This window comes from Rhizorhapis suberifaciens (assembly GCF_014200045.1).
GTDB lineage: Bacteria > Pseudomonadota > Alphaproteobacteria > Sphingomonadales > Sphingomonadaceae > Rhizorhapis > Rhizorhapis suberifaciens.
The window spans coordinates 154,728-169,564 of sequence record NZ_JACHOV010000003.1 but is presented as its reverse complement, the minus strand read 5'-3'; the positions used below and the strand labels follow the sequence as shown (position 1 = coordinate 169,564).

General features: G+C 58.7%; 13 protein-coding genes. 5 read left to right on the top strand and 8 right to left on the bottom strand.

The features are described from left to right. Positions 1-741, bottom strand: coding sequence for a LuxR C-terminal-related transcriptional regulator (locus HNQ99_RS05030; protein ID WP_184474543.1), 741 nt, complete (start codon positions 739-741; stop codon positions 1-3). 632 nt (positions 742-1,373) lie between these two features. Here HNQ99_RS05030 and HNQ99_RS05025 point away from each other — a divergent pair. From HNQ99_RS05025 to HNQ99_RS05010, 4 genes are all read left to right on the top strand, one after another. Continuing rightward, entirely contained in the window at positions 1,374-2,222 is an 849-nt protein-coding gene (locus HNQ99_RS05025) for a sulfotransferase domain-containing protein (RefSeq protein WP_184474542.1), read from the top strand. A 174-nt stretch (positions 2,223-2,396) separates the two neighbouring features. Next, complete coding sequence (locus HNQ99_RS05020; protein WP_246414530.1) at positions 2,397-2,984, top strand: polysaccharide biosynthesis/export family protein; 588 nt, start codon at positions 2,397-2,399, stop codon at positions 2,982-2,984. A 79-nt stretch (positions 2,985-3,063) separates the two neighbouring features. Beyond that, positions 3,064-4,341 carry an outer membrane beta-barrel protein gene (locus HNQ99_RS05015; protein WP_184474541.1) on the top strand — a complete coding sequence of 426 codons (1,278 nt, stop codon included), beginning with the start codon at positions 3,064-3,066 and terminating at the stop codon, positions 4,339-4,341. A gap of 150 nt (positions 4,342-4,491) precedes the next feature. After that, the gene (locus HNQ99_RS05010; protein ID WP_184474540.1) at positions 4,492-5,475 is read left to right on the top strand and encodes an NAD-dependent epimerase/dehydratase family protein; all 984 of its coding nucleotides are present in this window, start codon (positions 4,492-4,494) and stop codon (positions 5,473-5,475) included. A gap of 41 nt (positions 5,476-5,516) precedes the next feature. Here the strand turns inward: HNQ99_RS05010 and HNQ99_RS05005 are convergent, their stop codons facing one another. From HNQ99_RS05005 to HNQ99_RS04980, 6 genes are all read right to left on the bottom strand, one after another. Continuing rightward, positions 5,517-5,897 (bottom strand): response regulator, encoded by a 381-nt coding sequence (locus tag HNQ99_RS05005; protein ID WP_184474539.1) that lies wholly within the window; start codon positions 5,895-5,897, stop codon positions 5,517-5,519. Between the two features lie 174 nt (positions 5,898-6,071). Beyond that, positions 6,072-6,689 (bottom strand): trimeric intracellular cation channel family protein, encoded by a 618-nt coding sequence (locus HNQ99_RS05000; protein ID WP_184474538.1) that lies wholly within the window; start codon positions 6,687-6,689, stop codon positions 6,072-6,074. A 604-nt stretch (positions 6,690-7,293) separates the two neighbouring features. Continuing rightward, positions 7,294-8,142 carry a phosphodiesterase gene (locus HNQ99_RS04995; RefSeq protein ID WP_184474537.1) on the bottom strand — a complete coding sequence of 283 codons (849 nt, stop codon included), beginning with the start codon at positions 8,140-8,142 and terminating at the stop codon, positions 7,294-7,296. A 51-nt stretch (positions 8,143-8,193) separates the two neighbouring features. Further along, positions 8,194-9,963, bottom strand: a complete 1,770-nt coding sequence (locus HNQ99_RS04990; protein ID WP_184474536.1) for a cytochrome c3 family protein — start codon at positions 9,961-9,963, stop codon at positions 8,194-8,196. A gap of 7 nt (positions 9,964-9,970) precedes the next feature. Continuing rightward, a complete protein-coding gene (locus HNQ99_RS04985; RefSeq protein ID WP_407692301.1) occupies positions 9,971-10,843 on the bottom strand; it encodes a hypothetical protein in 873 nt (290 codons plus the stop codon). After that, positions 10,843-13,293, bottom strand: a complete 2,451-nt coding sequence (locus HNQ99_RS04980) for a cyclic nucleotide-binding domain-containing protein (protein ID WP_184474534.1) — start codon at positions 13,291-13,293, stop codon at positions 10,843-10,845. Before HNQ99_RS04980 ends, HNQ99_RS04985 begins: the two co-directional genes overlap by 1 nt. A 130-nt stretch (positions 13,294-13,423) precedes the next feature. On the opposite strand from HNQ99_RS04980, the gene HNQ99_RS04975 reads away from it, so the two are divergent. Further along, positions 13,424-14,329, top strand: coding sequence for a tetratricopeptide repeat protein (locus HNQ99_RS04975; protein ID WP_322790316.1), 906 nt, complete (start codon positions 13,424-13,426; stop codon positions 14,327-14,329). 26 nt (positions 14,330-14,355) lie between these two features. Here HNQ99_RS04975 and HNQ99_RS04970 read toward each other — a convergent pair whose 3' ends face one another. Continuing rightward, positions 14,356-14,733, bottom strand: a complete 378-nt coding sequence (locus tag HNQ99_RS04970) for a hypothetical protein (RefSeq protein WP_184474532.1) — start codon at positions 14,731-14,733, stop codon at positions 14,356-14,358. Positions 14,734-14,837: the final 104 nt, after the last annotated feature.

The following is a 14,837-nucleotide window of genomic DNA, read 5'->3' as shown; positions in this document are numbered from 1 at the left end:
CTATGCGGCGCAGTCGGACAGAAGTTCGAAGCCGCTATCGTCGTCATTCAAAATCGTACGATCTTTCGGCTGCGCAGCGAGGTGCGTTTCCAGACCCCGCTTTACGGCCCAGATCGCCGCCTGCGTGCGGTTAGATACCCGCAGCTTCCGGAGAATGGCCTTTACGTGGACTTTCACTGTGGCTTCGCTGATAGTGAGCCGTCGCGAAATGACCTTGTTGGCATAGCCCAGGATCAGGCAGCGTAGTATCTCTACCTCTCTCTCCGAGAGGTTGACGTCGGCGATGCTTTCCCGCCAGTTGCGCCGTGCCATTGCCCCATTGCCATTGGCCAAAGTGCCTGCAAGCTGGGACGGCATGACCTTTTCGCCCATGGATACAAGATGCAGCGAACTGATCAGCGGCTCGCAGGATATCTCCTTGACGATATAACCGTCGACGCCGGCGCGAAAGGCCTCCGCCACTTCGCCATAATCGAACTCATCGGCTAGAAGAACCAGCTTGGAGCCCGGAAAACGTTGCTGCAGCTTGCGACAGTTTTCCAGCCCGAATTGATCTGGTCCATTGTCGATGATGATAATGTGGCTACGAAAGCCGGTCTGGTCTTTAACCGTAACGCGAAGTTGAGCCGAGTCTTCTACCGAAGCGGTAACCTGAAAATGTTCTTCGGTCAGGATTCGACGTAAACCTTCGCGTACTATTTCATTTCTTCCCAACAGGGATACTTCAATGTCGTGAGTCACAGCTTTCCCCTCTTCTGCAATCGACAGCATACGAGGCGACCCAAATTTACGAAATTCCTGCTGGCCGGTGGAAACCCGCAGGAAAAGACACACATTTACATCAATTCGGGGCGAGTTTTTCTCGTCATCCGAAGGGAAGGGTTATATCATCATTTACCACTTTGCGCAGCTTCAAATGAATTAGCCCTAAAGTTGTGTCCCAAAATGCGCCATACATTGTTGCGGCGCAAAAAAGCAAATTATTTCCAAGAACTTATATCGAACATCGTTACGATGATGTAACTTTATTGGTACGCCTAAGGTCGTAAGGCCTTCCTGGCCATTGGTACGTAATCGGACAAGGGGCCTCATCCATCCAACTTGAAACAAAGCACGTCGATGCGAGTCGTCAAATGGGCTATTGCTGAACTCGGATGAAAAAACCAAAATTGCCTGCCCCTCACTCTACTGAGCGACGCGGTAAACCATGCGAGCCGTGCAGACATTTCGGTATAATGACTGCTCGGGCAAGTTCCTTATGTCTATGCTTGCGCTAGAAGAGATGCAGGCGGGCTCTGCTAATGCATATGTCGCAGGGACCGCTTCAAGAACCTGGCGACACCTGAGAGGAAGGGCATGGCGGGAAGCGCAGCATGAGCGGCCTTCATATCCTTCCGCAGTTTATCATGATCGGCGCTGTCAAAGCGGCGACCTCTTGGCTGGCATTTCAACTGCGACACAATCCTGCGCTTTTCCTGCCACCGATTGAGCCGCATTTTTTCAGCGTAAAGTTCCGACAAGGTTTTAGTTGGTACAGTCAGTTCTTCCGCGAAGCGGGAGCCGGCCAGTTGCCGGGAGAAAAATCGACGGATTACTTAGCGCATCCGGATGCGGCCCGGCGCATCGCGGAACTGCTGCCCGATATACCCCTCATCGTGCAGCTCCGTAATCCCGTCGACCGGGCCTATTCTGAATACCGAATGCAGCTTCGCCACGGCCTCTTGAAGGGGCCGCCGGAGGACCATTTGACGCCCTCAAATGCATCGGTTCCACCCATCCTGGACGATGGCCTGTATTTCCATCACCTCAAGCGGTGGATGAATCATTTCCCACGCAGCCAGATCAAGATCCTGCTTCATGATGACATACGGGAGCGGCCTGTCTGGGTGATGGAAGAGGTGTGCGCCCATCTTGGCGTCCCGTTCCATTTTGTCGAAGTGCGGCGGGAAAAGGCCGACGAAAAGGTCGACGAACAGTCCCTGCATCCGCATCGACTTCACCACCTCTGGCGCCCTGTTCATCAAGCGGTGCGGCGCTTGCATGGAAACCGCCTGTTCGAAGCGGCCAGAAGCAAGCTTGGGCGGCCACCCTATTGCCCGCCCCTGAGCGCAGATTTGCGCGCACATCTCGAAGAATTCTACGCTCCTGAGGTCGATCGGCTTGGAAAGCTCATCCGCAGGGATCTGTCGCCATGGCTCCCAGCAGCCCGAAAGGCTGCGTGAAGGATCAAAAGCGCGGCTCGCGTGTTATGGGGCTTCTTCATCATCCTGATGTCGGGAAAAAGGGGTAATTTACCGAATGAGACACCCAAAGGGATTGAACGCCATGCCGGAATCGCCAAAGCTCCGGTTGCGTCCTTCGTTTAGGTTAAGAGGAAGGCAGTATGGGAGCACGACATGACTGAACTCGGCCGGATGTGCCATAAGCTGATGCTGATGATAGCCGCGCTTGGATTAGTGACCGCCTGCGCATCTGGCGGTTCGGCAGCGGATTTGCCGGCCTCCGCATCCTCGCCGCAAGCCACGCTTTATCGCCTCGATGCTGGCGATGAGGTCCGGATTACCGCCTATGGCCTCGACGCGCTCAACAATAATTATGTGGTCAGCGACAGTGGAGTGATTTCATTGCCGCTCATCGATAACATTCAAGCAAGGGGCAAGACAGTCGGCGAGTTGCAGTCGGACATTGCCAAAGTCCTTTTTGAACGGCAGATTCTTCGTTCGCCAAGCGTGAACGTGCAGGTCACGAAATACCGGCCCTTCTATATATTGGGCGAGGTCAAAAGTCCTGGCGAATATCCCTATCGTCCCGGCATGTCTGTCCTTACGGCCGTGTCGATGGCGGGTGGTTTCACCTTCCGCGCAGACCAGAAAAACATGACGATCACCCGCGCTATAGAGGGTCGAGGCGTCACTGGGCGAGCCAGAGAGAATACGACAGTATTGCCCGGCGATACGATCCGTATCAAGGAAAGCTGGTTCTAACAGACGAATAGGGCTGGTCTTTACATCCATAGTCATGAATATTGGGTCGCGGGCGCGAACGGGCGCAGGCGACCCATGAATGATAAGTTTCAGGGAGTTCACCATTATGCAGAACCAACGCAGGATTGCGGCCAGATCTCTGTGGCCGGTGCTGGCGGCGGCAGGCGTACTTGGGTCGGTAACGCCGGCCCTGGCGCAACTGGAGCCCGAAGGTTTCAAGGCGGAACGCAAAATGCCGGAGGGCTATGAGCCCCGCACATTACAGGCCGGCAATTTCATTATCAGGCCCGAACTGGATGTTACTGGTTATTATGACAACAACATTTATGCCGAGGAGAGCGGTAAGGACAATGACGTCGTCATAAACGCGGTTCCGCGGATCGCGTTCGACCTCGATAATCAAAAGCTGGCCTGGACCACGCAAGGGTTTGTGGGACTACGCCGGTACGTCGATCATGAATCGGAAAATAGCACAACTTTCGGCGCGATGTCGCGCATTGTGGCTCGACCATCCGAGCAGGCGCAATTTGGCGGTTCCGTTCGTTTTGTCCGCACCGCTGAAGAACGTGGCGATCCCGAAGCCCGCACCGATACGACGGTGGGGCCTCGCCTGTTTAACGAATATGGCGGCGATCTGTTCGCCAGCATTCGGGGATCGAGGCTTGGCGTTCAGGTTCGCGGAGAAGTTGAAAAGCTCGACTACCGCAATCCGGTCGATGATGAGCGTGACCGCACCACCTATACCGGCACCGTAAGAGCTCTGTATCTCGTCTCTGGGGCTCTCAACGTCTTTGGGCAGGGCCAGGTACGTCGTCGCGATTATCGCCTTGGTACAAGTGTCGTCGGCGTTGACCGCGATTCAACCACCTATAACGCCTCCGCTGGCGTTCAGATTGATCCGGGCGGGAAACTAAGCGGCGATATCTATGCCGGCGCGTATCGTTTCGATCCTGATGATCCGACGCTGAAGAAGGATACCGGGTTCCACTTCGGCGCGGGTCTGAATTACCAGGTCACGCCCCGTACGGAGCTTGAGCTGACCGCCTTCCGGGGCGACGTGGCCACGGTCCAGCCGGGCGTCACCGGCCGTACAGATATGAGGGTGAGATTGGGCGTTGAGCAGGAAATTCGGCACAACATTCGCTTTGGTGGGGGTGTCGAGTATCGCGATACACGCTATCGTGGAATTTCCGGCATCGATCAGGACCGAGTGATCGTTGATGGAGAGCTCGAATATCTGTTGAATAGGCTCGTCTCTTTTTCCGCTCTTGGCCGTTACACTGGCCGCCAGAGCGAAGTGCAGGGCGAAGATTATAACCGTTGGCAACTCGGTCTGGCAGTGCGGCTCAGATATTGAACCGTCGGGCGAAGCAACTCGTCCGGCCTGTCTGACAGCGCCTTGACGGCCGCACCGGCCGTCCATAGCCAGTGCCTTAGGGTCAGGACCCTAGTTCCGGCCGGGTTCGCTAGCGCGACCTGGTCGGACCCCGACTGGAGGACCATGTAAATGACGATCATCGTGACCGGCGCTGCGGGCTTCATCGGACATGCCGTCGCGCACCGGCTGCTGGACCGGGGCGAAACGGTGATAGGCGTCGACAATTTCAACGATTATTATGACCCCTCACTGAAAGAAGCGCGTGCAGCCACGCTGGAGCAGCGCTCCGGCTTTCGCATGGAGCGGATGGACATAGCGGATGCTCCCGCCATGGCGGCGCTGGTTCGCGACAACGCCGTGCGACGGATCGTCCACCTAGCGGCGCAGGCAGGTGTTCGCTACAGCCTGGAAAATCCTTTCGCATATGAAAAATCCAACCTGGCCGGCCATTTGTCTGTGCTTGAAGCTTGCCGCCATGCAGAAGGCTTTGAGCATCTCGTCTATGCGTCCTCCAGTTCCGTCTATGGCGACAAGCCTTTGGGTGGCGCAGGTTTTACGGAAGATGAGCCTGCGGCGAGTCCCGTTTCGCTTTATGCCGCGACAAAACGTGCTTGCGAGTTGATGAGCGCCGCCTATGCCAATCTCTACGGTTTTCCGCAGACCGGCCTTCGTTTCTTCACCGTTTATGGTCCCTGGGGCCGTCCCGACATGGCCTATTTCAGCTTCACGCAGAAGATCATGTCCGGACAGGCGATAGAGGTTTATGGCGAAGGCAAAATGGCGCGCGATTTCACCTATATCGACGATATCGTCGATGGCGTGATCGGTGCGCTGGACAATCCACCTCCCTTGTCCACCCAGCGCATCCTGAACATCGGCGATAGTCATCCGGTAGGCCTGATGGATATGATTTCCACGCTGGAAAAGGCATTGGCGCGGGAAGCGCAAAAGGTCATGCGGCCGATGCAGCCTGGAGATGTGACGGCGACCTACGCGGATGTGTCGCAACTCCACGCACTTATCGGATACCGGCCGAAGGTAATGCTGCAGGAGGGCCTTCAACGGTTCGCCGCCTGGTATCAAAGCTATTACGGCGCGCAGGGACACAGCTGACCTCTTCCAAGAGGCGGCGGCGCCATCGGCAACATGGCCCGTCAGGCCGGAATGCGGCCTTTGAACAGGCTTTCTACCGTTTCAATGAACTTCATCACCGATATGGGCTTGGACACATAAGCTTCGGCGCCGGCGGCGCGAATGCGGTCTTCATCCCCCTTTCCCGCATAGGCTGTTACCGCCATGATCGGCACCCGGGCGAGGGCCTCATCCTTTTTCAACGCCTCAATCAGTTCAAGGCCGCTGATATGAGGCAACTGGATGTCCATGATGACAAGATCCGGCGAAAAACTATGAGCGCGGTCCACCACTTCGCGGCCATCACGGACCGGCTCCGTCACATGTCCATGGGCACGCAACAGATCGCAGAAGAGCTTCAGGTTGAGTTCGTTATCCTCGACAACGAGAACTCTTTTTGCCACTTACGGTCCTTAAATAAGTCACCTGACACGGCCTCGCCGTCCCCGCTTGGATGTATCCGATGAAGATGAAGAGTACAAACGCCGATCACCCGGAAATGGTTGCATTGGCTGCGCCGCTGACGCCGGAGAATAGGAGATAGGCAGCTTCGGGCAGCGGTGGCCTTGACCTTGCGCTCAGGCGCCACGATGGGGCGGCAGAGCAAAGTGCCACTGTATCGCCGCCGCCCGCAGTGCGAACCCCAGGCTGACGGACAGATATGCGGGAAAAGGTGCTTCAATGCCTAAGCTCGTCAGTCCGACAAACGAAGCTGCTGACAGCAGGGCCGCAGTGACATACAACTCGTGTCGCATGAGAACCGATGGCACGCCCGCAGTAATATCGCGGATAATGCCCCCGACGCAGGCAGTGATCACGCCGGCAGCTACGGCGGAAATGGCTGCTATTCCAAACTGCAGAGCCTTCCCCGCTCCATAAACGGCATAGGCAGCCAGTCCGACGCCATCAAGCCAGTCCAACGCCCGCTCCGGCCACCAGCGAAGCGGTACGATCCAGGAGGCAATTGCTACTAGCACACATAAGATGACCGGCGTCGCGTCGTGCATCCAAAAGATCGGCGCTCCGATTAGCACATCGCGAAGGGTTCCTCCGCCAGTCGCGGTAATGAGCGCGAAAAAGCATGCGCCTATGAAATCGAGTTGCTTGCGGGCGGCCGCGAGCGCCCCGGAAGCCGCAAACAGGGAAAGCCCCGCAACGTCCAACCAGGGCAGAACAGATAGGACGGGCGAAGTCATTGAAACACTATAGGTTTGGAATGTAGCGTAGTCATGCCTGCTTTTAGGTCGCAACCAACAGGCCGCTTCGCACCACATGATCCCGCACTTGTGGTCCTCAACACTCGTTTCTTTCGAGCTTGTCCGTGCGCCCTTCATGTCGCTTTGATGCGGTGAGCGACGCGGTCTAGGTGGCTGCTTCTAGCTGACTTTACACCAGCACAGTTCTAGAAATGTCCGACATGTTATCGCCGAGGCTCCCAGAGCGGCGGCGAAAAAAAAGGCCGGTCCAGAGGACCGGCCTAAAGTCTTAGGAGAGGATGCCTGAAAGGCCATTTTGATATGGGACACTACCGATCATTCCGCAATTGCGAAAGACTCGCGAACGATTGCATTTTCTGCAATCGTACATGGAAGTGGCGCAATTGCAGTACATTCCAGAGCGGAGAAAGGCGCTGCGATCGGCTGATTTCCGGACTTGCACCGGTGCATCACTCTCCTGCGAACACCCTGCCTTGGGCTTGGGCGCCGACCGCAGCCTGCAAAGTCTACACCGCCTACAGAAGCATGGGAATAGGTCGAAAATCGGTGCTTTTGCTGCTTTGCGGCATAAATAAGGCGGCGATCATTCAGATCGTTCGGCTTGAAGGCCGCGCACCAGCGATTGCATGCGGCGGTCAAATTTGGCCAACATCTTATGTTCGTCAGCGGTATCGAAATGCGTGACAAGTTCCCGGCCATTCCACCAATGCAGCGCGAAGGCAGGCGGATCGGCGACAATCATCGCTCGGTCATCCGGAAGCTCGGAATCGATTGACCGCAGATCGAGCGCCAGTTGAGGAGCGGTGGACGGGCACATAATGACGGTCGTATCATTCCATGGCGCCACGATGGGGCGGTGAAGATGGCCGCACAACACCGCCTTTACCTGGCGCCTGCCAGCCAAGGCCGACGCCACGCGGCCCACCCATGGTTCTTGTGGCCCGATGTCCATCCAGTCGATGCCGACCTCAACAGGCGGATGATGCATAACCACGATTGTCGGTTTTTCGCGCTGCTCAGCCAGACGGTCCTGAAGCCAGCGGGCGCGAGTGTCGCAGAATGCGCCGCCATGGCGGCCCTCTTCAAGGGTATCGAGCACGATCAGTCTTAGCGGACCCAAATCCACCTCATATTGCACGAAGCCATCAGCAATTGGGAGATCGGGGAAATGGCGCAGGAAGTTGCCTCGATCGTCATGATTGCCGACGCAGGGCCATACCGGGAAGGGGCAGGCGCTGAGAGCGTCCAGTAGTTGCCGGTAGCTTTCAGGGTCACCCTTGTCGGCCAGATCGCCGGTCGCCAGCAGCAGATCCGGACGATTGGGCCCTTCGCAAAGCAGCCGCAGGACCTGATCCAGCCTTGTTCGGTTGAACTCGCCTGGATTACCGGGTTCGAAGCCCAGATGGACGTCGGTGATCTGTGCGATCAGCAATGGCACCTCCTGTCATTTCACGGTACTGCACGCCCGACGCCCCGATATTGGTCACCGCTTCATCTCCGCGACGCGCCGCCTGGTGGTCCACGGTGCGCCTTCATCGGCATGATAGCTGTGACATAGAGCACAGTTGGACGGAATATCGGCTTTTGCCTGTGGCCCGCCATGACAGGTGCGGCAGGTTGCAATTCCGGGCAACAAAAGGTCGCTGGCGCGGCTGGATTGGCCAGCAGCATGGCAATTCTCGCAGCGCTCGGTCTTGTGCGCGTCATGGCTGAACCAGCCCTTTTGCATATAGCGCGTCGTCTGTTGCACCGGCAATACGCGCCAGGCGGACGATCCTGCCGCAGGAGGCGGAGCGACGACATGACAATCATAGCAAGCGCCGCCCTTGGAGAAAATCGCGCGGATGGCCTGATCCGCTTTCGTCGGCCGGGACGCCGCCGCGCCAAAATAGGCATGATAGAGCTGGCCCTCCGCATATTGACCCGGCCGCCTCCTTGCCATTCCTCCCAAGCTGATTGGCCGTGCAGGGCCGGTGGAACGATAATAGGCACGCAGGTCCGCGATCACCTGCTCAGGCTCGCCGTGGCGAAGCGTGCGGACGGTGCCGCCGACCTCCTCAAAGGCCAAGCTGTGGCACATGGCGCAGTCTTTTTCCATGTCCACCGGTTGAAAACGAACGCCATCGGCGGTGGGAGTGTGGCAGTCCTTGCAGATGAGCGCATCGCCAAAGCCCTGCTCCTGCTTCATGGTCTGCGCCATCCGCGCCACGCCACCTTGGCGTGACAGGTGCAGGGCATGGGGAAATTTAAGGCCGCTGTCCTCGGTCGGATTGTTCTTCAGCGACACCCGCTCCCACGCTGGATGTGCGCCGGCAACTGTCATGATCGCGGGACGGAATTCAGGGTGGGCCGATCCAAAATCGGTGGCGTTCCCTAGTTTCGCGTCTGTAAGGCGTTCCTTAAGACCCCCATGGCAGTTGACGCAGAACTTGTCCGCCGTCGGCTCCATGGGCCCCGCGCCCTCATGCTCTGTATGGCAATCGACGCAGCGCCCTTCGGGGCGATTAAGGGCATGAGCTACCTGTGCCAGCATTTGCCCGCCGAGACCTGGTTGCCCCCTCGCCTGCAGCAGCCTTGCCGGCGCGGCATGATCGTGGACGTCCTTGTGGCAGGCTACGCAGGCATTGTCCTGCACCGCGACGAAGGATTGCGTGTGGCATGCCTGACAGTCGCCCTCCAGCGCCTTATGCGCTCGCGACAAGGGGCCGCTTGACCAGCTCTGGTCGGCATGAAAGCGCTCGGGGCGCTGCTCGACGCCCTTATAGCTGGCATAGGTCCAGATTGGCACCGCCAGAAAGGCGACCAGGATCAGGAACGCGAACGCCCAGGCGCTGGCGCGTTTGCCAGGCAGCTTGCTCCGCAGCGAAAAAGCCTGCGCTTCGTCCTTCTCCTCGGAAGCGTCAGAGAGTGCCTCCACTCGCTCGACAGCAATGACAATCTTGCAGTCTTCCAGCCCGAGCGTGAGGCGATGCCCGCCCAGGCGCAACTCCGCGCCCTTGGCACAGTCGATGTCAGCACGTTCGACCGAACGGCCGTCAATGCCGAAGGGCAACCCGCCGATTGCCGTGACGGCGACACGCCGCTCGTCCTTGATGTCGATGCGGGCGTGGTTCGGCGTGACGGCAAGATCTGGCAAGTGAATGCCGTTTTCCGCCGCGCGGCCCACGGTGATGCTTTGGGCGGCGAGTTCGGTCATCCGCACGATTTGACGGCCGCCAGCGGTGTAGGAAATCTGCCTGATGAGGAACGTCATCTTGGTCTCACCAGTAGAAAAAGACGCTGACGATGTGCGCGCAAAGCGCCGCAATCAAGGCGAAGGTGATCGGGACATGGATGTAGAGCCACACTTCCAGCAGGGCGCGAAGCTGAAGGTGCCGGCGCAGGCGGGCGAGCATCGCTTCCTTCCGTTCGAGCAAGGCGTCAACGCGCTCCAGAGGGTCGTTGCCCACATCCGGGCGGTGGCCGGTCGACAGGCGGATGCCGCTTTGCGCGCGACGGGTGGCGCAATCGGGATAACGGCCCGATAGACGCCTGACGATCCCGCCGCCGAACGGATCGTCGTCCAGCGACGCCTGCACCAATTCCGCCTGCGCGTGCGGGAGCGGCTGCGCTGCGTCGTGAAGCTGCCTGTCGATAGCGCGGATCGCGTCCAGCATTTGGGGCTGCGTCATTTCTTCGCGGTTACTACTGAGGGCGGCGGGCAGCGTGGCATAGACGAAGATGCCGAACATGCCCGACAGGATCACCACCATCATCAGCGCATAAGCAAGCGTGTGGACATTCCAGCCGAACTGGAACCCCGTATGTAGCGTCGCGACGACGATGAGGCTCAGCCCCAGATAGACATGCGCGGAGGTCCACGCCTTCAGCGACCAGCGTCCCGCCGTCATCGCCCGTTTTCTGATGCCGAGCACGGACAGCCAGAGAATCAGCAACGCGCCTATCGTGCCAAGGGCATAGCCGTACCAGCTGCCGCCATTGTGGCGCGGGTTCACGTCGATCAGTGCGTAGCCAAGGATCGCCATGGCGCTGATGGCGGCAGCGATCTTCAGCCAGCGAAAATCGCGATGGCGGAGAAAGCCCTCATGCAGCGTTTCGCCCTTCGAGTGGTGGAAAGTCCCCCGGCTGGCCATCATGCCTCCTCACGCTGCAGGCGGGCGACGCTCAGGAAATCTTCCGGCGACACGCGAATGGCGGCGCCCGTCGGGCAGGCGCGGACGCAAGCGGGACCGCCGTCAATGCCGGAGCACATGTCGCATTTGATCGCCTTCTTGGGCGATTCCACGCCCGGCGTCTTGTTCTTGTAGCGCCATTTCTTGGAGGGTTCTCCGGGGCCAGGTCCAAAGCCGAAGAACAGCCAGCTCAAAAGGCCCGGCTTTTCCGGTGGCACGCTGTCCATTCGGATTACGCCATAGGGGCAGTTGCGCTGGCAATTTCCGCAGCCGATGCAAGTCTCATCGATGAACACTTCCCCGTCCGGTCCGCGGCGGATCGCGTCGGGCGGACAGTCAGCCATGCAATGGGGATGTTCGCAATGGCGGCAACTGGTGGGGACGTGGAGATGCGCATAAGTCCGCCCTGCCTCCCGGTCGAGGCGGGAAAGGCCATCATGACTGTCGGCACAGGCCTTTTCGCAGTTATCGCAGCCGACGCACAGATTCTCATCGATCAGAAGGACGTCGGTTGCCTCGCCAATGCCATTGTCGACCAGGAACTTGGCCGTCGCCGAATACATGTCGACAACACCGGAAAAGCTGTCCTTGCGGCTTTCGACAAAGGCGTTGATGTCCTGTCGCGCAGCCATGTCGCGGCGGGCGCGTTCCAGCAGCGCGGGTTTCTTTTCCATCAGGCGGCGAAAGGCCGAGCCCTGCAACTGGATGACTTCGGATTTGACGGCCGCCCTGACGGTAGCGGTGCGTTTGCCGCCCGCGATCACCGCCATCTCCCCGACATAGGAGCCGGCGGGCAGGTAAGAGAGGAAGACCGGTTTTCCACCAACATTCTTTTGGACGATCATCGATCCCTGGCGGATGACGAAGATGTCATCGCCCTGCTCGCCTTCGGTAATTATCGGCTGACCCGCGCGCACCGAAAGAATCTCGGAACCATCGAGCACCTCTTGCACATCGGCTGAAGTAAGCCCCGAACCGAACATCTGAAGCAATTGGCGCTCCGTCGAAATCCGCGTCACCGCGCGCTTCGCCGCCGGAACCGACGCCATCAGCTTCAATGCCGCCGTCCTCGATACTTCCACGACCAGGCAGTCCTCGACCGCCCTTATGGTGGCCCCTCTGCGGCGGCCGGAGATCAGGCCTACCTCGCCAAAGATCGACCCTCGTTCAATCGGGACGGTGATATTGGCGTCGTCCTTGTTCACCTCCACAAGCACTGAGCCATCGGCAATCCCGAAAAGGGAGGAGCCGACATCCAGCCGCTGAAAGATCACCTCGCCCTTGCGATAGGTTTGAACCTCCGAATCCAGCATGAATTCACGCATTTGAAGCGGCGAAAGTTCATTCAGGATGCTGATATTGGCCCGCAGATGCTCCAGCCACTCGTCGACTGTACGCTGTTGCGGCAACCTATCGAACTTCGCTTCCAAAATCGGCTGATCGGCGGGGTTGAGAGAATGGTTGCCGTTGATGAATTCGACGACGTCATAGCCCTGGTTCATGCAATGCTTGATAAGCGGATAGCCCGCCAGCGCACCGATGACGAAAATACCCGGAGTGGTGGTTTCGAACACCGGCGACAGCTTTGGGAAAGCCTCCCGGTCCGCGCTGGTGAACTCGATGCCACAGCTTTCCACAAAGACCCGCGGCGCGGCGGAGCCCATGCGGGCGATGACCCGGTCGCAGCGGATGCTTTCCTGCCCGTCGCGCGTTTCCAGCACCAGTTCGCCGGGGCGCACCTCAGTGGGTGAGGTTTCCGTGCGGACGATTACGCGGCCATCATCGCGCGCCTCCATCAGCAGCTTGACGTTTGCGGCTTTTGCCCGCGCGAAATCGACGCCGCGATTGAGGATTGTCACGACATTGCCCTGTGCGGGATCGGCAGCGAGACCCAGCGCATTTTCGATACCGGCATCGCCCGAGCCAATAACCGTAATATGTTCATCGACATATTCGCTGGGATCGTCGAGCTGGTACTGGACATGGGGAAGATCGCCGCCCGGACAGCGCATCAGGTTGGGATTACCCTGCGTCCCTATCGCAAGAACGACGGTTTCCGTTTCGATCGTCTGGCCAGAGGTGAGCGTGATTGCGAATGCCCCCTTGGTTCCGGCTATCGCCTTTACCTCAGCATTATAGGCTACATTGATATTCTGCGCGGCCGCCTGATCATTCCAGGTCCCCAACACCGCTTCTCGCTTGCCCGCGTCAAAATCCAGGTCCGACCGAAGGACAAGCTGGCTGGGCGTCGCCATGACGTGCTTGCCTTTTTGATATTTATAGATGGTGTCGGAAAGGTGATCCGTCTTTTCGAGCAGCACATGCGACAGCCCAAGCTGAGCCGCGCGGCCAGCTGCGCTCAGCCCCGCCGGGCCGGAGCCGATAATGGCTATCCTGTAGCGCTGACCCACATTCCCCCCTTGCACCAACGCGCCTTTTATCGGCCAATTATTGCCTAAATCATAAGCCGGCCCTAGGGGCAATCTATCATTTCAAAAGCTTGAGGCCAGCGCGTTCAGGCGAATGGGGAGGCATTGGCAGGTGGGCACGGGAAAAACCGCGCGGATCGTATTGGCCGCGGCCGCAGCAATTGCGGTAGCGTCGATAGGCTATAGCTTCACGCGTAATAGGGCGGATGCTCCGGAAAACCCGATTGCGGACGTCGTCAGCAAAGGGGCGCGGGACATTGCGAGCCTGGAGGCCAGACTGGCGGACAACCCGAAGGAGGTCGAAAGTTGGCAGGCGCTGGGCTGGGCCTATTTCAACACTGGCCGTTATGACGATGCCGTCCGTGCCTATCGAAGGGCGACCGAGCTTGCGCCGGGGCAGGCCGTGCTGTGGTCCTCGCTTGGGGAGGCGATCATCATGGCCAGCGAGCGCGACCCCATGCCGAAGGAGGCGGTCACGGCATTTGAGACGGCCCTCGGCAAGGACGCTGCCGATCCCCGCGCCCGTTATTTTCTTGCCGTGCGCAAGGATCTGCAGGGCGATCATCCAGGCGCGATAGAAGACTGGTTCGCACTACTGGCGGATACGCCGCCCGGCGCGCCGTGGGAAGCGGACCTGCGCCGTACCATCGCGCAAGTGGGCCAGATCAACAATATCGCGGTCGAAAAGCGGCTGGCCGCCGCCGCGCCCTCGGCGCATCCGGCAAGTATCGCTACGGCGGCCATCCCCGGTCCGACGCGCGAGCAGATGCAGGCCGCCTCTTCGCTTCCCCCGGGGCAGCAACAGGAAATGGTCAACGGCATGGTCGAAGGGCTTGAAAGCAAGCTCAAGTCCGATCCCGCCAATGTTCAAGGCTGGATCATGCTGATGCGCAGCCGGATGACGCTGGGCGAGACGGCAAGGGCGAGTGCCGCCTACAAGAATGCGGTGGCAGCCAATCCCTCGCAGTCGGTGCGGATTAGGGATGCGGCGCGGGCACTGGGCGTGCCGGGCGTGTGAGTTCGGTTCCAATAGAAGAATGGTCTTCAGTCAGGGAGACTGCCATCCTCAAATAGCCAGGCCATGGCCTCGTCCGTATCAATAAACACTTGTACGTGCGGTTGCGGGAATGCGCGCTGCGCTTGCAATTTGTTTAACATCGAGCGCGCAAGAATTGCGTAATGGCCTTTGTTTTCCGCCATGAGTTTGTTGAACAGGACGCGGAAAGCCTCTCCTATCTCTGCGGACTGAACGGGAAAGTCGCTACAATCGGCGATGACGCGGTAATTGCTGTTCGTCTTGCGAATAGAGGCATGCAGCTTCAGAAACTCCGCTTCAAAAGCCCGGAAGACAGAGATGGACCAGTAGCCCTGCTGGCTGAGCCGCACCAAAATTTTATCTGGATCGTATGAAAAATGAAACACAATTTGTCCCGCTCTCCAGCGTCCTTCTTAACTTGATGGCTTTGCATTGTGCATTCCGACATGCGCTTTCAGAGACACGAGGACAACCAGAAAAAGGGTTGGTA